At 43.9% G+C, this 19,281-nt stretch carries 18 protein-coding genes; 7 read left to right on the top strand and 11 right to left on the bottom strand.

Annotated features, from left to right (window positions below; genetic code table 11):
* The first annotated feature begins 246 nt into the window (after window positions 1-246).
* The 4 genes from crp to CXF86_RS12365 all read left to right on the top strand — a co-directional run bounded on the left by crp (window position 247) and on the right by CXF86_RS12365 (window position 3,403).
* Window positions 247-882 (top strand): cAMP-activated global transcriptional regulator CRP, encoded by a 636-nt coding sequence (crp, locus tag CXF86_RS12380; RefSeq protein ID WP_101092555.1) that lies wholly within the window; start codon window positions 247-249, stop codon window positions 880-882.
* Window positions 883-964: 82 nt separating this feature from the next.
* On the top strand, window positions 965-1,303 hold the full coding sequence (locus CXF86_RS12375; RefSeq protein WP_102039126.1) for a PepSY domain-containing protein: 339 nt from the start codon (window positions 965-967) through the stop codon (window positions 1,301-1,303).
* 97 nt (window positions 1,304-1,400) lie between these two features.
* Window positions 1,401-2,075, top strand: coding sequence for a response regulator transcription factor (locus CXF86_RS12370; RefSeq protein ID WP_102039125.1), 675 nt, complete (start codon window positions 1,401-1,403; stop codon window positions 2,073-2,075).
* Window positions 2,072-3,403, top strand: coding sequence for an ATP-binding protein (locus CXF86_RS12365; protein ID WP_102039124.1), 1,332 nt, complete (start codon window positions 2,072-2,074; stop codon window positions 3,401-3,403). The genes CXF86_RS12370 and CXF86_RS12365 overlap by 4 nt, the downstream gene beginning before the upstream one ends.
* A gap of 130 nt (window positions 3,404-3,533) precedes the next feature.
* On the opposite strand, the gene CXF86_RS12360 is transcribed toward CXF86_RS12365, so the two are convergent.
* The 6 genes from CXF86_RS12360 to dbpA form a co-directional block, all read right to left on the bottom strand.
* The gene (locus tag CXF86_RS12360) at window positions 3,534-4,331 is read right to left on the bottom strand and encodes a DUF1338 domain-containing protein (RefSeq protein WP_101092559.1); all 798 of its coding nucleotides are present in this window, start codon (window positions 4,329-4,331) and stop codon (window positions 3,534-3,536) included.
* A 223-nt stretch (window positions 4,332-4,554) separates the two neighbouring features.
* The gene (gene astD, locus CXF86_RS12355) at window positions 4,555-6,015 is read right to left on the bottom strand and encodes a succinylglutamate-semialdehyde dehydrogenase (protein ID WP_101092560.1); all 1,461 of its coding nucleotides are present in this window, start codon (window positions 6,013-6,015) and stop codon (window positions 4,555-4,557) included.
* Between the two features lie 9 nt (window positions 6,016-6,024).
* Entirely contained in the window at window positions 6,025-7,044 is a 1,020-nt protein-coding gene (gene astA, locus CXF86_RS12350; RefSeq protein WP_101092561.1) for an arginine N-succinyltransferase, read from the bottom strand.
* A 135-nt stretch (window positions 7,045-7,179) separates the two neighbouring features.
* A complete protein-coding gene (locus tag CXF86_RS12345; RefSeq protein ID WP_101092562.1) occupies window positions 7,180-8,397 on the bottom strand; it encodes an aspartate aminotransferase family protein in 1,218 nt (405 codons plus the stop codon).
* Window positions 8,398-8,917: 520 nt separating this feature from the next.
* The gene (locus tag CXF86_RS12340; RefSeq protein WP_101092563.1) at window positions 8,918-10,060 is read right to left on the bottom strand and encodes an HDOD domain-containing protein; all 1,143 of its coding nucleotides are present in this window, start codon (window positions 10,058-10,060) and stop codon (window positions 8,918-8,920) included.
* A 172-nt stretch (window positions 10,061-10,232) separates the two neighbouring features.
* Window positions 10,233-11,609: an ATP-dependent RNA helicase DbpA gene (gene dbpA / locus CXF86_RS12335; RefSeq protein ID WP_101092621.1), complete on the bottom strand. Its 1,377-nt coding sequence runs from the start codon at window positions 11,607-11,609 to the stop codon at window positions 10,233-10,235.
* 358 nt (window positions 11,610-11,967) lie between these two features.
* On the opposite strand from dbpA, the gene CXF86_RS12330 reads away from it, so the two are divergent.
* Window positions 11,968-13,347: a DsbA family protein gene (locus CXF86_RS12330; protein ID WP_180961058.1), complete on the top strand. Its 1,380-nt coding sequence runs from the start codon at window positions 11,968-11,970 to the stop codon at window positions 13,345-13,347.
* 43 nt (window positions 13,348-13,390) lie between these two features.
* Here CXF86_RS12330 and CXF86_RS12325 read toward each other — a convergent pair whose 3' ends face one another.
* Window positions 13,391-14,071, bottom strand: a complete 681-nt coding sequence (locus tag CXF86_RS12325) for a DUF3313 domain-containing protein (RefSeq protein ID WP_102039122.1) — start codon at window positions 14,069-14,071, stop codon at window positions 13,391-13,393.
* A 128-nt stretch (window positions 14,072-14,199) separates the two neighbouring features.
* Window positions 14,200-14,409, bottom strand: a complete 210-nt coding sequence (locus CXF86_RS12320; protein ID WP_101092566.1) for a YheV family putative zinc ribbon protein — start codon at window positions 14,407-14,409, stop codon at window positions 14,200-14,202.
* A 161-nt stretch (window positions 14,410-14,570) separates the two neighbouring features.
* Here CXF86_RS12320 and CXF86_RS12315 point away from each other — a divergent pair, with 161 nt between their 5' ends.
* Complete coding sequence (locus CXF86_RS12315; RefSeq protein WP_101092567.1) at window positions 14,571-16,481, top strand: ABC transporter ATP-binding protein; 1,911 nt, start codon at window positions 14,571-14,573, stop codon at window positions 16,479-16,481.
* A 52-nt stretch (window positions 16,482-16,533) separates the two neighbouring features.
* Window positions 16,534-16,971 carry a TIGR02444 family protein gene (locus CXF86_RS12310; protein WP_102039121.1) on the top strand — a complete coding sequence of 146 codons (438 nt, stop codon included), beginning with the start codon at window positions 16,534-16,536 and terminating at the stop codon, window positions 16,969-16,971.
* Between the two features lie 71 nt (window positions 16,972-17,042).
* Here CXF86_RS12310 and CXF86_RS12305 read toward each other — a convergent pair whose 3' ends face one another.
* The 3 genes from CXF86_RS12305 to CXF86_RS12295 are packed head-to-tail and all read right to left on the bottom strand — an operon-like array spanning window position 17,043 to window position 19,259.
* Window positions 17,043-17,792 (bottom strand): TIGR04219 family outer membrane beta-barrel protein, encoded by a 750-nt coding sequence (locus tag CXF86_RS12305; RefSeq protein WP_101092569.1) that lies wholly within the window; start codon window positions 17,790-17,792, stop codon window positions 17,043-17,045.
* A gap of 2 nt (window positions 17,793-17,794) precedes the next feature.
* Entirely contained in the window at window positions 17,795-18,766 is a 972-nt protein-coding gene (locus CXF86_RS12300; RefSeq protein ID WP_102039120.1) for a DUF2333 family protein, read from the bottom strand.
* Between the two features lie 13 nt (window positions 18,767-18,779).
* A complete protein-coding gene (locus tag CXF86_RS12295; RefSeq protein ID WP_102039119.1) occupies window positions 18,780-19,259 on the bottom strand; it encodes a copper chaperone PCu(A)C in 480 nt (159 codons plus the stop codon).
* Window positions 19,260-19,281 lie beyond the last annotated feature (22 nt).

The raw sequence follows: 19,281 nt of genomic DNA, 5'->3' as shown, positions 1-19,281 counted from the left end.
TAACTGCCAGCGACCAAACAAGATGTGATATCGCTTGCAGAGTTAACCATACTATTATTGGAAAAGACGTAATAAGTTGACATATATTACTAATGTATCAGAATAAAAGACTATCATCATAGCTAGTTACCTTTATGCGATAAGTCTAAAGTAAGACTTCCATCAAGGTTTCATCTGCTTAATTGACGTAAGATGCTTAATTAGCATATTCTTACTCTTAACGTAAATCAGTCGAGGAACATAGGCATGGCTCTGATTGGAAAGCCAAAACCGGATCCTACTTTGGAATGGTTTTTATCACACTGTCACATTCATAAGTATCCAGCCAAAAGCACTTTGATCCACGCTGGTGAAGATTCAGATACGCTTTATTACATCGTAAAAGGCTCTGTAGCCGTCTTGATTAAAGACGAAGAAGGTAAAGAGATGATTCTTTCTTACCTTAACCAGGGCGACTTTATCGGTGAATTAGGTCTGTTCGAAGAACAAGCTGAACGTACTGCTTGGGTTCGTGCTAAGCAAGCCTGTGAGATTGCTGAAATTTCATATAAGAAATTTAAGCAACTCATTCAGGTTAATCCTGAAATTTTGATGAAGCTTTCTTCACAAATGGCTCACCGCCTGCACAGCACAAGCCAAAAAGTGGGTGACTTAGCCTTCTTAGACGTTGCTGGCAGAATCGCGCAGACATTGCTTCATCTAGCTAAGCAGCCAGATGCGATGACGCATCCTGACGGCATGCAGATTAAGATCACTCGTCAAGAGATTGGCCAGATTGTTGGTTGTTCTCGCGAGACTGTTGGTCGTATCTTGAAAATGCTAGAAGAACAAAGCCTTATACAAGCTCATGGTAAGACTATCGTAGTATACGGTACTCGCTAATACAGTATTAAGCTCGGTTTAATACAGCTTCTATAAAATGGTCTGAGATTAATCTCAGGCCATTTTTTTTTAGGAGTACCGCTTGAAAATTGCTATTTATTTAAGCATTTTAGTTTGCTTACTAAAACTCCCCATATTGGTATTTGCCAATCAAAAAGTGGAAGTGCAGCACTATCAAGCGCAACTGCTGGTGAAGAGTGGTCAAATCCTGTCATTAGACGTTACACTTGTTGGCATCAAAGCTATCTGTCACGGTAAGCTTATCGATGCCCATCTTTACCAATATGATGGCAATTGGCTGTATGAAATACAAATTCGCAACCCAAATGGTGAGATTGTAGATCTGATCCTAAATGCACGTAACGGACAACTCACTAACCCAGCAAAAATGCCAAGTCGTTGTATTGCAGAAACACTGTAATATATAAAACACATAGCTTTGCATTACTTTTGAGTTAACATTACCAGTCAAAAGCTAAGCGCGATTAACGCTACAGGCACGATTGAGAGCACACTTTATGAAATTACTCCTTGTTGAAGATAACACCCTACTTGTTGAAGAACTGCTAAAACAGCTTAAGCAAGCAGGCTATGTCACTGATGCTACCGACAAGATTAGCGAAGCTGATTATCTAATGAATGAAACCCAATATGATTGCGTGATCCTTGACATTGGCTTACCTGACGGTAATGGCCTTGAGTTGCTCGAGCGCTGGCGTGAACAAGGCATACATACACCGGTTATCATGCTAACTGCGCGGAGCCAATGGCATGAGAAAGTCGAAGGCTTTAACTCTGGCGCTGATGACTACTTAGGTAAACCTTTTCATACCCAAGAGCTACTTGTCAGGATCCAAGCGTTGATCCAACGTGCTCATGGTAAAGCCAACTCACCTAACAAACAGCTCACTTATGCTGGCGTTGCTTTAGACGAAGGACAGCAATCTGTCACTATAGGTGAAAATACCTTTGAGCTAACCGCAATGGAATTTAGGCTATTAAAGATATTCTTAATGTCACCTAAAAAACTCCTTTCAAAAGCGCAGCTCACCGATAAGTTATATCAATTTGACGACGAAAAAGAGAGTAATGTTGTTGAAGTATACGTCACTCACCTTCGTAAAAAATTGGGTAAAACCGCTATCGAAACACGTCGCGGCCAGGGGTATATTTTTCACGGCGTGGTGCAATGATATCCATCCGTAGCAAACTAAGCCTGTGGTTAACAGGCTTAGTTGTTATCGCCACAATAGTGGCGCTGGTCTTTTTCGAGTCCATGCTACGCCAAGCCTTCCATGATTCGATTATTGCAAGGCTGCAAGAAGATCTTCAACAAGTATTACTCGCCACTCACATCGAGGACGGCAGCCTCAGCATTGATCAAACCCAACTTTCAAATTTCTATAAACCCGTCTATTCAGGTCGCTACTATCAACTTGATCTGCCAGAGCAGGAGCTAAGATCGCGGTCACTGTGGGATCAACGCTTAGAAGTTGCCGACTTAAAAGAGGGGGAGACGCGAGCATGGCAGACCAAGGGGCCACAAAATCATGATATTCAACTGTTATCGATAGGTCTTAATTCTGATACTTCAGGGCTCAATGCCACACTCACCGTAGCGCAAGACTTAAGTATTGGTCGCAAAATAGTCTCAGAAATTTATGGTACTAAGCTTATCGTCAATCTTGTTATGTTGATGGCAATGATAATGGGGATTTTTTTGGTGCTGCGTCAATCCTTTAAACCCGTCAGTCAAATGAAAGATACTTTGGCTCGGTTACGTGAAGGCGAAATATCTTCATTCGATCTCAATACCATCCCCTTAGAATTGCAACCATTAGCCTCGAACTATAATGAGCTTTTACTGTATTCGAGTAAGCAGATTGAGCGTAGTCGCAATAATTTAGGCAACTTAAGCCACGGGCTTAAAACGCCGCTAGCGGTCATGCAGCAACAAGTTGAAGTATTAGGCTTAAAAGATCCTGATTCTGCAGAAGCATTACAAAAACAACTCGATCTAGTGCATAAAATGATTGAGAGAAAGCTCGCTGCAGCGCGTATAACCGGTGATATGTTACCGGCGGCGCAAATGCAATTACCTAAAGATATTGAAGATCTGGTGCAGACTCTAAAAAAAGTGCATCGCACTAAGACCATCAATTGCCGCTTAGATATTCCAGCAGACATCAGACGACTCCCCATGCATCGCGAAGATGGCATGGAACTACTGGGTAACTTATTAGACAACGCGTTTAAATGGGCTGACACTGAAATTAGAGTATGTATCAGCAATCATGATCAGCAGCTCATTGTCAGTATTGAAGATGATGGTCCAGGAGTGAAAACAGAAGAGTTGGCGCTATTGACTCATCGGGGAAAACGTTTAGATGAAGCCACCATGGGCCACGGACTCGGACTATCGATTGTTAAGGATATTGCCGAACAATATAAGATTGTATTGCAATTTCAACACAGCTTATCTTTATCCGGTCTTAAAGTGACACTGCATTTTTCGGTTTAATGCCAATGGCTTTATCAGCCGTAAAATCTAGACACAAAAAAGCCGGATTGACTCCGGCTTTTTTGTGTCTAATGCTAAAAATCTAGCACCCTGTTTAGTTCACCATTGAGCCAATGGCCAAATTGACGATTTAATTCACATTAGTACTTTCAAAAATCTTATCGGCAGACGCAGCCACAAAGCCTGTGTAAAGCTCTCCGTCAGCTTTTGGATAACGTATAGCAAACTCATAAAAACAGCTAGGGATCTCAACCACAGCGTCTGAGAAGCTAACTTGAAGCTTATCTGCCATCGTTGACGACTGTTCGAGCAACACTTCAGCACTGCCCTTCACTTCACCACCAGCAGCATTAAGGACAAAACCGGCAGTTTTTAGTGCGTCATTCACTTCAAAAATGGTATCAAAGTTGGGTAAATGATTAATTGAAACCGTAAAGTGGTTAGCTCGGTAACCAAATGCCGCAACCCAAGCTGCATACTCACTTTCAGCTAATAACGACTCATAAGTCTTAGAATCAAGCGCCCAATGGCGTCCAGAATACAGGAAATTATCGGCAGTCGTTGCCGTTGGTTCTACCTGCTCAATTAGGCCTTTAATGGTCGTTTGGAGTTCATCACTAAACTCTTCGACCAACAACTCTGAGATGAACACCTTTGGCTGAGTGCTATCAGGATGTTCAAAATGCTTAGCGTTAAGCTTTTTAGCTTCAAACTTATAATCACCACAAGCGACATAACCGATTGATTCAAAATGTGCAGCGAGTACGTCAAGGTTAACCTTGCTGATATTAAACGTTCGCAGTGCAATATGATCATTGATGATCTTCTCGCCCTTAGAAAGTAACTGATGAACTTTAGCAGCAGAGGGTGCCATCTCAATATAATCTTGCCAAAGTGCTTCAAATAACGCGTTTACATTAGTGTGCATCGTTAACTCCTTTACGCCATCGTGCTTATTGTTTTTTATGTCACGCGGCTGTACACATTTGAGGGATTTAGCAGCTCCACCTAGGTTGGTAAGTAAGAGCTACTAATGCTTGCTAGATTTGCGTCGTATCAAATGTTGTTGATACTTGCTCAAAGGCTTTAACAGATTCAGCAAAGCCTTTGATATAAAGAAGTGCCCCGAAGCTCTTCCCTTTACCTTAAAACTAAATGCTCAAGCCTGGGCTCAATTTCGCCGGCAGACTCACTGCATCCGCTTCAACAGAAGCCACTGGATATGCACAGTAATCAGCGGCATAAAATGCGCTAGCTCTGTGATTACCCGATGCACCAACGCCACCAAATGGTGCCGCACCTGACGCACCTGTTATCTGCTTATTCCAGTTAACAATACCGGCACGAATACGCGCTAAAAAGTAGTCATAATCTTCACGGTTATCAGCAAGTATACCGGCAGACAAACCATAGCGAGTAGCATTAGCCAGCTTGATTGCTTGATCAAAATCGCTATAACGGATCACTTGAAGTAGTGGACCGAAGTACTCCTCATCAGGCAACTCAATCACATCAGTCACATCAATCAGACCCGGTGAAACCAGACCAGTGCCCGCTTCTAGGTGAGTGAGTTCAACAAGTGGAGCTGCGCCCAAGTTAACTAAGTTACGCTGTGCTTCAACCATGCCTTTTGCGGCAGACTCTGAGATCATAGAGCCCATAAATGGTTGTGGCTGTGCATTCCACGCACCCACTTGAATCTTTTTAACGGCGGCAGCGAGTTGTTCAAGCAGTGCATCACCTTGCGCACCTTTCTCAACGTATAGACGACGAGCACAAGTGCAACGCTGACCTGATGAGATATAAGCAGATTGAATAATGTCATGTACTGCAGCTTTAGTATCTTCAACACCTTTAATAATAAGTGGGTTATTACCCCCCATTTCAAGTGCTAAGATTTTGCCTGGTTCACCGGCATATTGCTGATGCAAGATGTGACCCGTACGCGAGCTCCCCGTGAAGAACAAACCGTCGATTTGTGGATGAGCCGCAAGCGCCTTACCCGTTTCAACTTCGCCTTGAACAAGGTTAAGCACGCCAGCAGGTAGACCTGCTTTTTCCCAAAGCTTAAGCATTAGCTCTGCCACTTTAGGGGTTAATTCTGATGGCTTGAATACCACTGTGTTACCCGCAAGTAGCGCAGGTACAATATGGCCATTAGGCAAGTGACCAGGGAAATTATAAGGGCCAAATACCGCAACCACACCATGTGGCTTGTGACGCAATACAGCACGTCCTGCAGGGATCTCACTTTCAGACGTCCCCGTACGCTTATTATAAGCGGCCACTGACAAGCCGATTTTACCGATCATAGCGCCCGCTTCTGTTGCGGTTTCCCATTGTGGCTTACCCGTTTCTTGGGCAATCACTTCAGCCATATCGGCCTTATTGGCTTCTAGCTGATCACGGTATGCTTCAACAATCGCTAAACGCGCTTCAAAACCCAGCATAAACCAATCAAATTGCGCGTTACGCGCAGCATCAACCGCGGTATTAACTTGCGCTGGAGTTGCCGTTTTACTTGTCCAGATGACTTCTTGGTTTGCAGGGTTAATTGATGTCACATCGTGACCTAAACCTGCTATCCACTTACCTTCAATAAATTGTGTCATATTCTATTCCTACATGGCCAATACACGGATCTGCTCACCGTCTGCAACCATAAGGCCTGCAGCAGTTTCAGCGTCTAAGATCACGTTGTCATTGTCTTCTGATACAGCTAGATTTGCAGCTGTAGCGCGGTAATTTGCGAGTTGGGTGTTTGAAACGATATAGCTTGGTGCATCTGCTGGAGCATCACCAATGGTCACCGTTAACAGGCGGCTTTCGCGTATAGAGCGAATATCATGCAGGTTACATTCAACGGTGGGTCCACCATCAAAAATATCGACGTAACCTCGACATCTGAAACCTTCTGCCTGCAATAGATTAAGCGCGGGTCGAGTATTGGCATGTACTTCACCAATAACTTTTTGCGCTTCTTCTGGCAATAAACACACGTAAACTGCATTTTTTGGCATCATTTCCGCCATAAATGCCTTTTGTCCTAGGCCTGATAAATAATCAGCTTCAATAAAATCAATGCCTAAAAAGTGCTTTTGCAACCAATCATAAAAAGGCGAGTTACCCTCGTCATCGCTCTCGCCACGCATTTCAGCAATCACAGTTTCGCCAAAACGCGCGGCATGCTGTGCTAAAAAGAGAAAACGGCTTCGGGACAACATACGGCCATTGTTGTTCTTGCGGTAACTTCCTCGCAAGAACAAAGTGCATAGCTCTGCGGCGCCAGTATAGTCATGACATAAGGTTAACGTCTCGACTTCATTGCGCACGCCAATTTGCTCGGAATGGTAAACCTCTGTACCAAGACGGTAATGGTAGAACGCATCTTCCATACCAACAGCCGCTTCAATACCACAAGTACCAACGACTTCGCTGGTTTCTGTGTCTTCAAGCACCATTAAATAGCCTTCATCAAACGGCTTATCGACTTGTTTTTCAAACGAAGCTTCAACCCGCGCAATTTTGCGTCTAAGAAGATCTTCGTTTACAGGTAAAGATGTGAATCCATGTCCTGATTCTTCGGCTATTTGATATAGCGCGTCAAAATCAGTGGATCGGATTGGACGTATTATTAACATCTAGGAGTTTCCTCACTATCACTTGTCGCTATCAGGTAGGCATTGCCTTTAACAGGCAATACTGACACTGCAGCTATCAAGTATCCTAAAGACAAAAAAGAAGCGCTAAGGTGACCTAGCGCTTCGTTTGCCAATTTAGGCTGCGACTACTTTAGCGACAGCTCGCTCGAAACGCGCTAGGCCTTCAGCGATGTCAGCTTCAGGGATCACGAGTGAAGGTGTGAAACGCACAACATTTGCGCCAGCCACTAGGCTCATAACACCCTCTTCAATTCCTGCCACTAAAAACTCTTTAGCGCGTCCTTGATACTTTTCGTTTACCACGGCACCAAGCAACAGGCCTTGGCCACGGACTTCAGAGAAAACATCATACTTGTCATTGATCTTGCTCAGACCATCACGCAGCAATTGCTCACGCTTTTTAACGCCATCCAAGACTTCTGGAGTATTTACCACATCTAGTACTGCGTTACCGATAGCACAAGCAAGTGGATTACCACCGTAAGTTGAACCATGAGTACCTATCTTAAGGTGCTCAGCAATTTCTTTGGTTGTCAGCATCGCAGCGATTGGGAATCCGCCACCCAATGCTTTAGCGGTTGTCAGAATATCTGGTACTACATCGCCACGCATGTAAGCGTATAGTTCGCCTAGACGACCAACACCCGTTTGAACTTCATCAAATACAAGCAATGCATTGTGCTTATCACAAAGCGCGCGCACGGCTGTTAGAAACTCAGGATCAGCATCGATAATGCCGCCTTCACCTTGTAGTGGCTCCATCATTACTGCACAAGTCTTATCAGAAAAGACCGCTTCTAGTGCTGCAATATCATTGAATGGGACATGAGTGATGCTCTGTGGCTTTGGACCAAAACCGTCAGAGTAAGCCGCTTGACCGCCAACGCTTACCGTAAAGAAAGTACGACCGTGGAATGCTTTATCAAATGCAATGATTTGATCTTTTTCAGCACCAAACTTATTCATCGCGTAACGACGAACTAGCTTAAGTGCAGCTTCATTGGCTTCAGCGCCAGAGTTAGCAAAATAAACACGCTCAGCAAATGTCGCTTCAACAAGCTTAGTGGCAAGCTCAAGAGCAGGTTCGTTAGTCATGACGTTAGATAGATGCCAAAGCTTCTCGCCTTGCTCTTTTAACGCACCAACCAAAGCAGGATGACAATGACCTAAACAGTTAACGGCAATACCACCAGCAAAATCGATAAACTCTTTACCTTCTTGATCCCAAACTCGGCTACCTTCGCCACGCACTGGGATTACTGCTGAAGGCGCATAGTTAGGCACCATAACTTCGTCAAACTGGGCACGTGTAAGATTCATTTTAACGCTCATTCCTTCCATCCTTTCAAATTATCGACCGCGATAAAGCCGTCGTATTCCGCTTGATGTCTTTATCTTTTATAGGTGACATCGCGGTTGCTTGTATTGCTAGGAAGACATTATTAGCGAAAACGTGATCAAAATACCAGTTTTTCACAACCTTCATCGGACCAAATACGCCTTATAGTGCATAAAGAGTTGAGATTTAGAATTATCAAAGCGTATATGGCGGGGGTTTAAGCATAATTAGTCATAAAAAAGTTATCTAGCGCCTCTGAATACTAAATATTCAGCATTACTGCATAACTAGTTCACCGAAATGGCGTATATAGGCTGAGTTAGCGTAAATTAGACAGTTTTTTGACCAAGATTTGATTAACTAACCAAAAGAGTCTAAATGATAAATAATTGTATACTATTTAGTGGCGGAAATTAGCGGATGTTTGGACGGCTATTCGATGTTCAATGAGATTAATTAACATGGGAGAATGAGTCTACGATTGTACAATGAGCACTCTTCGTTATAGCGGGCTTAAAACAGTGCTAATTTACGATAGTTTTTTCCATTCAAACGGATCAACTCTTGCTCGGAGATTTCATAGTAATCGTACATTAAACGGCATTCATGGGAGGTAATATTACCCGCCTCTTTTAATAGATAGACCCTCGCAAAACAGTTAGCTCTTTCGATAAGTGCTGAATCTTCATCAAGATCGGCATATTTAAGACTCTCATCAATCGCTTTAAACGTTTTGGTTAAACGGCTCTGTTCAAAACTCAGCTGATTAAGTAACTGCCAATTGAGCGGACCACTGTGCGTTAACGCTTGCTGATAAACATCAATCGCCGGAAACTCAGTTGCCATGATTGCATCATAAAGTTCTTTATCTCCGCTAGCACTGGCTTCTCTCAACCAACTCCCCAACGTAGCATCAAACATCTTAGCGCAATTGCTAATAACGCAAGTTGTTCCAAGCTGACTCATCAAGCTACAACTGTAGGCAAAAGCGCGGTCCTTATTGTGTAACTCAACTAAGGCCTGAGCCGCTATCGCACTTATAACGCTGTAACGCCATAGTTTACGAGTCACCCACAACAGTTGAGGCTGACCACTCGGCATGAGGTAACGCAGGCAAAAATAGGGGATTAACGCTTGCAGGTTTTCAATACCAATGTAGTTAAGCACGAGTTTGATATCAGTCACTTGAATGTCTGAAGTTTGCGGCCGACGATGCCGAAACATCGGACTATTGATCATATTAACTAAGTCACGCTGTAACCAAGGTAAGTCCATGACTAACGGGCGTATACGTGACAGATCAACCCGCTTTGAATACAGTAGCTCAAGTAAGAGGATTTGCTTTTCATCGAGCTTAGAATGCTCAAGTACCAGCTCTGGCGACGACAACTGATGTTCAATAGCACGGTTAACACTGGTAATCAGTTGGGCCGAAACAACCTTGTACAACGCTTGGGCTTTATTCTGCTTCTCTATTCGTGCTCGAATAGCGTCTCTTTCAATTTCGAGTTTATTAGCATCATCTTCAAGCTCTGCGTGGATCTCATCAGGAATAGAGACAGGTTTGCCTTTGCCAACAATGAGTAACTCTTGCAGCCTATGTTCTATCTCTATGATTTTGCCGGGTTTTACTCCACCCGCTACCGAAATCGCCACTGATTAACCTATCCCAAAATATCGATTCTACCAACAGCAACTAACGGCAATACAACCTCGCCGTCCATTCACCGTCTCCACATAGACAAAAATCCAGATCTCTCTGGATTTTTATCGGCTCAACAGCTAACTAATTGAGTATTTAATCTGAAGTCGAATTACGTCGAGTTCGTTAATTCATTTCCCAAGCGCGGTATGTGCGCCCTTTCAATTTACCATTAACAATTTTATGCAACGCACGCTTTGCGACTTTACGATTAACCGCGACGTAAGCACGATAATCAGTGATTTTGATTTTACCAACTTCACTACCATCAATGCCATCTTCACCCGTAAGTGCTCCTAAAATATCGCCTGGACGCAACTTCTGCTTTTTACCGCCTTCGATTTGCAACGTGATCATGCTTGGTTGAGTAGGGTAAGTGTCGAGTAAGCTCTCAGCAGGCAGCGCTTCATTGACAATATCGCGCTCAAGATAATCTTCAAGCAACGCAATTTTATATCCATCTTCATCGTTATAAAACGTATATGCGGCGCCTTGACTGCCAGCACGTCCAGTACGACCAATACGATGAATGTGAACTTCAGTGTCAAAAGCAACCTGGTAGTTAATCACAGCATCAAGCGCGTCAATGTCTAATCCACGTGCCGCAACGTCTGTTGCCACCATAATAGACACACTTTTGTTGGCGAACTGCAGTAGCGTTTGATCGCGATCTCGTTGCTCGAGATCGCCATGCAGTGCCACTACGCTAAAACCGTCGTTCTTCAGCTGCGCAGCAACATCTTTAGTTTCGCGCTTGGTATTACAAAATACCACAGCACTATCTGGACGATGCTGCAGTAACAGCAATTTTAGTGCGCGCATACGGTCATTAGGATTACCCACTTCATAGAAGTGTTGGTCAATCGTACTTGTTTCATGCGTCGAAGCGACTTTAACCATGACAGGTTTGAACATAATCGTATTGGCAATAGACTTAATCTGATCAGGGAATGTTGCGCTGAAAAGTAATGTCTGACGTTCAACAGGGATCTGCTCAATAATGGCTTCAAGTTCAACTTGAAAGCCCATATCTAACATACGGTCAGCTTCATCCAACACCAAGGTGTGCACATTATCTAAATCTAAGCGGTTACGATCTAAGTGATCGATAATACGTCCTGGAGTACCCACAATGATGTGCGCGCCGTGCTCTAGCGAACCAATTTGTGGGCCCATAGGAACACCACCACAAAGAGTCAACACCTTAATATTGTGAATACCGCGGGCTAACGTACGGATCTCTTTGGCCACTTGGTCAGCCAGTTCTCGTGTTGGACACATCACTAAACACTGGATGCGGAATCGCTTAACGTCCAATTTATGCAGCAGACCCAAACCGAATGCGGCTGTTTTACCCGAGCCTGTTTTGGCTTGGCCAATGACATCTTCCCCATTAAGGATCGCTGGTAAGCTCTGAGCTTGGATCGGTGTCATCGACTCAAAACCCATTGTGGTTAAGTTGTCGAGTAGCTCAGTTTTGAGCTTTAGGGTTGAAAACGGCACTTGGCCATCGGTGTCGAGGACTGATTGAGTCAAAGTTTCTTTCCTAAGTATTTACCGCGAGAATGAAGCTCATTGCTGGCAGAGTTTATCTCACCAGTTCAATACCGTCGGCGGTTTGGCCGATTCTCAACAGCAATAAAATATAGTGACAAGAGCCTTAAAATCACAAGGCTTAAAATGTCGATGATGAATGCTAACTATTATAGCGCGCTATTGTAGCAGTTATTACAATAGATGCAGCATTCCCACGCTTTTGCAGCAACAAATACTGCGCGTAGCAGTAGATTAAACCCTGTGCTTTACCTTTAAGGCTTTGCCCCTTATGTTAAAACTAACTTTTAAGGGTCAATCAACTATCATGTCTGTTAAAACATCGCTTATGCCATATCTTGCACAGTGCTTATCCAGTGATACGTCACTTAACTGCAAACGATATCTGTTTGAGTTTAAACGTAAGCTGCTACGTCAACCTCACAGTCTCAAAGTGTTTATCAAAATAGATGACCCTTACAGCTATATCCTGCTGCAAGCGCTAGCGCATTTTATACCGTGCTACGGGTCATCAATGCCGCTCAATATTGTATTTTATCCGTTAATATCAGTCCCAGATAATGCCTTTCCTGAACCCGTCTTGTGGAAAAAAAATGCCGTATCAGACTGTCAGTATTTAGCCAAGCTGTATTACTTTGACTCCGTTAACAGCGGTATTGAACATCATCAATCTGACAAAGTCGTCGCGACAAAAGCGCTACTTGCCTGTGGGTCGACTGCAGCCGATATACATCATTTAGTCAAAATATTTGCCGATTTCTGGCAAGATGAAAACCGCCCTCAACGTAAAAAAACGTTCCAGTTCAGCCCCCAAGAGAAAACCAGCTTAAGCCGCAACAGTGTTTTAATACAAAAACTTGGACACTATCAAACGGGCACGATCCATTATGCTGGAGAATGGTATTGGGGAGTTGATAGATTAGCCTATTTAGAGCAACGCTTGATTAGCTTGTACAAATTGCCTTTGCAGCCCATATTCACCAAAACAAGATTGAAACTCGACGCTACATCCACATTGAAACAAGCCGAGACTCCAAACTATGACCAAAATAACAAAAGACTCACGCTATATTTTTCAATACGCAGCCCTTACTCCCACTTGGGTTTAGAGCAAACGGTATTACTCGCCAATAAATATCAAATCCCTCTCACCATCAAGCCTGTTCTGCCGATGGTGATGCGCGGTTTAGCGGTACCAAACGCAAAGAAGATGTATATATTTCATGACACCAAACGCGAAGCATGCCGCTTAAATATCGATTACGGTAAAGTCGCCGATCCTTTAGGGCTGGGAGTTGAACGCTGCTACGCCCTATTTGAATATGCCGAGGCGCAAGGCAAAGGAACGGAGTACTTATTAAATTACTCAAGAGCAGTCAACAGCCAAGGATTACATAGCGATACCGATAAAGGGTTGAAGATAATCGTCGAACGGAGTGGCTTAGATTGGCCACATGCGCAGAGCTTACTAAAGCTATCAAGCTGGCGCCAATGGGCACAACACAATCTTGATGAGATGATGCAACTCGGCCTTTGGGGAGTACCGAGTTTTAGTTACCAAAGCAATATCCTAGCAGGAAGTATTCAACATGGCGGTAAGCAACAAGACTCTAGCCAACAACTAAGCGTGTGGGGCCAGGATAGGTTGGCAAGAATTGAGCAGTTTATCCAAAGCCAACGTCTTTAAGACGTTGGCAAAGATGGCTTAAATGGTTGCAGAAATTTAACGCTTAGAGCGTTTCACCACGTAAGGTTTTACTCAAGCGTTCAACCCACCAATTTATCGCATCTTTAGCATCGTCGGTCGAATCAATCATGGTGCTTAGATCTTTGTTTCCGCCCCTACGATCTATCACCGCGACGATGGGTTTGCCAGTTTTGGCATCGCTAATCATAAGCTCAATCGTGGCACTGCCGACGTTGGTATGCTCGCCAGTCACTATTTTAGAGATACTCGAAATGCCGAGTCCAACAGGCATGATACTGCTGGTCACTGCCAGAATGGGGTTAGGTGTTTCAATATTAGTTAGCGCGACACTCACTCTCAGGGTTTTATCGGTTGCCTTGTCGACCAAGGTAAAGCGGTTGCTGGCTTTCTCCTTAATTTTATCCATAAGGTATTTAGACACCTCGACAATGTCTTGATCATCGAGCCCGTCATATCTGTCCTTATCATCAAGCAGTAACCAAGCCTGATCGACGATAACATTGTCATAACGGTTTAAAATCTGATTAAGATCCGCCACGCTTTTGATATTAGGCTGCGCCCAAACTAAGTCGCTACCACCTTCTGGTCCAGCTCTGAAATCCTCAAACGTACTGAACATTTGCGATTTTCGGTAATCTTGAACTGTTCCACAGCCCACCAGCAATAACATGCAACCTATAACAACCAAGCGAGCGATATTCATTTTGTTTCCTAATAAACAATTCAATATAAGCAGTAGCCCATATATACCGCGCAAAGTTTAAACGACAACAAAACAAATGTACAGATAAATACACACGTGTATAGTCATTAATACTGACCCGCTATTGGCTATTCAGGTTTAAAGACACCAATCACCGCACCGGTGGCTTTTTTAACGATTTTTTCATCAGTTTGCTGCTCGCGATAATCGCACTCAACACACTCAACGGTTTCAATACCATTTTCTTTAAATAGCACGATAGATTCTTTCGCTTGGCACTTCGGACACTTTGCACCTGCAACAAATCTTTTCTTTACTTTCTTCGTGGTGGTGGTCATCAATTAGAGCCCTAAGGGTAAATTCGTGCCATTTTGCCACAAAAGCACAAATAAGCCGAACCATAGCGACAGTTTTCGCAGCTTGGTCATAGCCGCCAGACTAGATTCTGGGCTATTATCCCCAGCAATAATTGCTTTCACTCAGACTCAAGCCGGCATAAATGATCACCATCACTCAAGCTCAACTCGTTCGCGGGTCTAAAATCCTGCTAGATGAAACCTCATTAACCGTTTATCCAGGCCATAAAGTCGGTCTCGTGGGTGCTAACGGTACAGGAAAATCCTCACTTCTAGCGCTAATTCTAGGCAAGATAAGTTTAGACAAAGGCGACTTCGGTATGCCGTCTGGTTGGCAAACAGCAACCGTCGCCCAGGAAACACCCGCACTGGATGTTGCAGCCATTGAATATGTGATTGACGGTGATACTGAATATCGTGAGCTTGGAGCTCAATTGCTGCAAGCCCAAGAGCTTGACGACGGGCATAAGATTGCCCTACTACACGGTAAAATAGAGGCCATAGGCGGCTATGCGATTCGTAGCCGTGCAGCCAGTTTACTTGCTGGACTTGGTTTTGGCGAAGCAGAACAGTCTAACCCAGTAAAAAGTTTCTCGGGGGGTTGGCGCATGCGCTTAAACTTAGCCCAAGCACTATTATGCCGCTCAGACTTATTACTACTTGATGAACCCACCAACCACTTAGACTTAGATACCATGTACTGGTTGGAAGGCTGGATTAAAGCCTACCAAGGTACATTAATTTTGATCAGTCACGATCGTGACTTTATCGACGGCATTGTTGATGAAATCGTCCATGTAGAACATCAAAAATTGAATTACTACAAAGGTAACTACACCGCCTTTGAACATGTCCGTGCCGAGCGTATGGCGCAGCAGCAAGTTGCCTATGAACGTCAGCAGAAAGAACGTGCGCATATGCAGACATTTGTGGATCGTTTCAGATACAAAGCCAGTAAAGCAAAACAAGCCCAGAGCCGTTTAAAGGCGCTTGAACGCATGGCAGAACTATTGCCATCACAAGCTGATAGCCCTTTTCATATGTCATTTAGAGAGCCTGAAGCATTGCCTAATCCGCTGGTCGCCATGGAACAAGTGTCTGTTGGTTATGGTGAGACAGAAATTCTTAAAAAGGTGCAACTAAACCTAGTGCCAGGAGCACGTATTGGTTTGCTCGGCAGAAATGGTGCCGGTAAATCAACCTTAGTTAAGCTGCTTTCCGGCGAGCTGTCGCCAATGAAAGGTAAATATGAAACTAACCCAGGGCTAAACATTGGCTACTTTGCACAGCATCAATTAGAGTTTCTGAGCTTAGACGATACGCCATTGCAACACCTCGCACGCCTCGCACCAAATACAAAAGAGCAAGAGTTGCGTAACTTTCTTGGCGGTTATGGCTTTAACGGTGATATGGCTGTTGCACCTGTGCGCCCCTTCTCCGGTGGCGAAAAAGCGCGTTTAGTATTGGCGCTACTGGTGTGGCAACGCCCTAACCTATTGCTACTTGATGAACCCACCAACCACTTAGATTTAGAGATGCGCCATGCGCTCACTATGGCGCTACAATCATTTGAAGGTGCAATGATTATTGTATCGCACGATAGACATTTACTGCGTCTTAGCTGCAGTGATTACTACCTAGTGGATCAAGGTGAAGTTAAAAGCTTTGAAGGGGATTTGGACGATTATCATCAATGGTTACTTGATGCTGCTAAGGCCGCAAACAAAGACGATACAGGGACAACAGCTAAGCCCACTCAAGACAAAAAACAGCAAAAGCGTTTGGAAGCGGAGTTAAGACAAAAGCTATCTCCGATGAAGAAAGTCCAAACAAAGCTTGAGAAAGAGCAACAAAAGGCAAATGACCGCTTAGGTGAACTAGAGCAGATGCTGGCAGACAGCAGCCTTTATGACGCTGACAACAAAACAAAACTGACTAAAGTCCTCAGTGAGCGAACCACACTCACTCAAGGGTTAGAAGAGAGCGAAATGGAGTGGTTAGAAGTTCAAGAAGAAATTGAAAAGATGGAACAAATAGTCCGAGCTTCACTCTAACGATTTACATAACATAAAGGGGCATTAAGCCCCTTTTTAATGGACGGTAATCATGACACTTCTCAACACATTAGACTTGAGCCTGTGGCAAGACTGCGACGACATTTACCTCAAACACCAACAACAATGCCTTCGTTTACAGGACGAACATCAGGTCAATGTGAACTTGTTGCTGCTCGCACTTTGGTTAGACACCCAAGAGTACTTGCTGTCAGCCACGCAATGGCAAACTCTACAACAAGACACATTTAAGTGGGAAGCTAGAGTACTTTTACCCTACCGTAAACTGCGCCGCCTAAGTAAGTCATGCCTAGAAAAAGCTGAATACCAGCAAATGCTGGACGTGGAACTGATGCTTGAACGTAAATCTCAAAGGCTGATTTTACGCAGCCTAAACACACTCGTATGCCAAGGCGACGGCAGTAACCTAACCGGTTATTTAGCCCTGTTTAATCTGTGCAGTGAGCACTACCCATCATTAAAAATATAACCGTTTACATATAAAAAATGCCCATCTCAACGACGGGCATTTTTATTAGCTTACTTAAATTTTAACGAAACTTAGAAAACCAATTCTACACCGGCAAAGTAACCTTTGAACTGCATATCTGCTGTAACGCCGTCAAAGCCATTTACATCAAACTTAAAATCACGGTAACCCGCACGGATACGATAGTCCAACGCAGTACCATCAAAGTTCCAACCAAGACCCACTGAATAATCGTAAACGCTTGACTCATCAACGCCCATCATCACATCGGCAAAACCGTAAAGGCCAAGGCCAGGAATGCCTACCTGTGCATCGACATAACCCATCACAATACCGCTATCGATATTTTTCTGAGAGTTTTCTCGACCATTATTACTGCTATTATTGACTCGGAATTTGCCGTCCATCTTCTTGTAAGCAGCACCGAGATCAAGTGAAACGATGTCGTTATCTAATATTTCATAATACAGTACGAAATCTGTGTTACTTAAATCTGAGTCTGTCGTCACATCGCCAGTATAAGTATTACCACCAAACTCAAAGTTCGTCACGTTAGCACTGCCATTCGCGCTCAGGCTATTTTGTCTGATCTTAACATTTGGCACTAGCGGGATAGGATGTTCAATCGCAAGCCAAATGCTACCTTGTGAAGAATCTTTATGGTTAAACTCTTGCTGTGGTTGGCCCTTCTCAGCGAAAGTACCACTGGTATCAGCTTGCCAGTAATCGCCACCTACTTTAAAACCAATAACAGAAGCAGCATGAGCAGAAGTGCCTACTAAAGAACCTAATAGTGCACACGCCAATAATGTTTTTTTCATAGTTAACCTTGAGTTAATAAGTTAGTTAAATCGATAACCGCGGCATTTGCGCGGGAGACATAATTTGCCATCACTAATGAGTGATTAGCGACAACCCCAAAGCCTGAACCATTAAGGATCAATGGGCTCCAAACGGATTGTTGTGTTTCTTCAAGTTCGCGAATGATTTGACGAAAACTCACTTGAGCATTCTTTTTCTTCAGTACATCTGCAAAATCAACTTCAACCGCTTTCATGAAATTAAGCAGCGCCCATGTTGCCCCACGAGTTTCATAGAAAACATCATCAATTTTCCACCAACTGGTCTTAATTTCTTGCGCGATATAACCTGGTGTTGATTGCTTTGCTGCACTATCACCTGATAAATCGGTATTAAGCCTTTCTTGGCCAACGCTCGCTGACAGTCGTTGCGACATACTGCCTAAGCGCTTTTGGATCTCTTTCAACCATTCATTTAGGTTGTCTGCTCGGGCATAGAACTGCGCATCTGGATTCTCTGACGCAATCATTCGAGCGCGATAGAGCTTCAACAGCTTAACGGCATCGCGATACTCACTTTCAGCACTGGGTACCAACCAACTCGTGTGCTCAATGTTCAGCTTTGAATGCGCGGCAAGTAGATCTTTATCAGCTGTTGACTGAGACTGAGAACGGCTAAACTCTTTACGCATAATCAGCGCTAAATCTCTAGCCTGTTCAATCGCACCAAATTCAAATGCGGGCATATTATCCATCAAGATTGAAGGCGGTGTGACGTCATTCGATAACCAGCCGCCAGGTTTATCCAGCAATGCCTCAACCGTTAAGATAAGCGATGTTGTCGTGGCATAACCAATTACTTGGCGCCCATTATCTTGCTTATAAACCTCTTGTTCGATGACATCAGGTTCAGCACTCCACCAAATAGCGATAAGGTAACCAATAAAACAAATTAAAGCAGCTAGCGCTACGCCTTTTTTCCAGGTCATTTTCATTAACAATTACTCCTTAATGATGGTGATGTTGATGTTCAGACTCTGCGGAGCTAGCCTGCTTTTTAACGGGCAGCGAAATCACTTGCTGTTTACCGTCTGCGAACCTGAGAGTTAAATCTACTTTGCTCTCTTCGGCTAAGGGCGCGACCAATCCCAACAACATGATGTGATTTCCCGATTCAGAGAGTACCAAGCTGCCATGAGAGTCTATGTCAAAGCCATCAACTTGGCGCATTTTTATCATGCCATCTTCATCAATAAGCGTATGCAGTTGCGCTTCTTTCGCAAAAGGCGCTTCAACAGCAATAAGCCGTGTTGCCGGTCCATGATTTTCTAAAGTGATATAAGCAGCGGTATTGGGCACGCTTGGCGGCATTGCACGAACGTAACCATCAACAAGCACCACTTGCGCAAAAGCCGTAAACGAGAAACAGCTCAGCAGGGTGAGGTTAAACAGTTGTTTGAATATTTGCTTCAATGTCTTAAACTCCATTTTAAAATCTAATTCGCAACAT

Source organism: Shewanella sp. GutCb (assembly GCF_002836135.1).
Classification (GTDB): Bacteria; Pseudomonadota; Gammaproteobacteria; order Enterobacterales; family Shewanellaceae; genus Shewanella.
This window is presented reverse-complemented; position numbering and strand designations above follow the sequence as displayed.

Excerpts from the sequence above, each read along its gene's own strand:
- CXF86_RS12320 (WP_101092566.1), bottom strand. The coding sequence starts at position 14,409 with ATGACCACCACCACGAAGAAAGTAAAGAAAAGATTTGTTGCAGGTGCA.
- CXF86_RS12365 (WP_102039124.1), top strand. The coding sequence starts at position 2,072 with ATGATATCCATCCGTAGCAAACTAAGCCTGTGGTTAACAGGCTTAGTT.
- CXF86_RS12295 (WP_102039119.1), bottom strand. The coding sequence starts at position 19,259 with ATGGAGTTTAAGACATTGAAGCAAATATTCAAACAACTGTTTAACCTC.
- astA (WP_101092561.1), bottom strand. The coding sequence starts at position 7,044 with ATGTTAATAATACGTCCAATCCGATCCACTGATTTTGACGCGCTATAT.
- CXF86_RS12345 (WP_101092562.1), bottom strand. The coding sequence starts at position 8,397 with ATGAGCGTTAAAATGAATCTTACACGTGCCCAGTTTGACGAAGTTATG.
- CXF86_RS12325 (WP_102039122.1), bottom strand. The coding sequence starts at position 14,071 with ATGAATATCGCTCGCTTGGTTGTTATAGGTTGCATGTTATTGCTGGTG.
- CXF86_RS12310 (WP_102039121.1), top strand. The coding sequence starts at position 16,534 with ATGACACTTCTCAACACATTAGACTTGAGCCTGTGGCAAGACTGCGAC.
- CXF86_RS12300 (WP_102039120.1), bottom strand. The coding sequence starts at position 18,766 with ATGAAAATGACCTGGAAAAAAGGCGTAGCGCTAGCTGCTTTAATTTGT.
- CXF86_RS12305 (WP_101092569.1), bottom strand. The coding sequence starts at position 17,792 with ATGAAAAAAACATTATTGGCGTGTGCACTATTAGGTTCTTTAGTAGGC.
- CXF86_RS12360 (WP_101092559.1), bottom strand. The coding sequence starts at position 4,331 with ATGCACACTAATGTAAACGCGTTATTTGAAGCACTTTGGCAAGATTAT.
- crp (WP_101092555.1), top strand. The coding sequence starts at position 247 with ATGGCTCTGATTGGAAAGCCAAAACCGGATCCTACTTTGGAATGGTTT.
- CXF86_RS12330 (WP_180961058.1), top strand. The coding sequence starts at position 11,968 with ATGTCTGTTAAAACATCGCTTATGCCATATCTTGCACAGTGCTTATCC.
- CXF86_RS12315 (WP_101092567.1), top strand. The coding sequence starts at position 14,571 with ATGATCACCATCACTCAAGCTCAACTCGTTCGCGGGTCTAAAATCCTG.
- astD (WP_101092560.1), bottom strand. The coding sequence starts at position 6,015 with ATGACACAATTTATTGAAGGTAAGTGGATAGCAGGTTTAGGTCACGAT.
- CXF86_RS12370 (WP_102039125.1), top strand. The coding sequence starts at position 1,401 with ATGAAATTACTCCTTGTTGAAGATAACACCCTACTTGTTGAAGAACTG.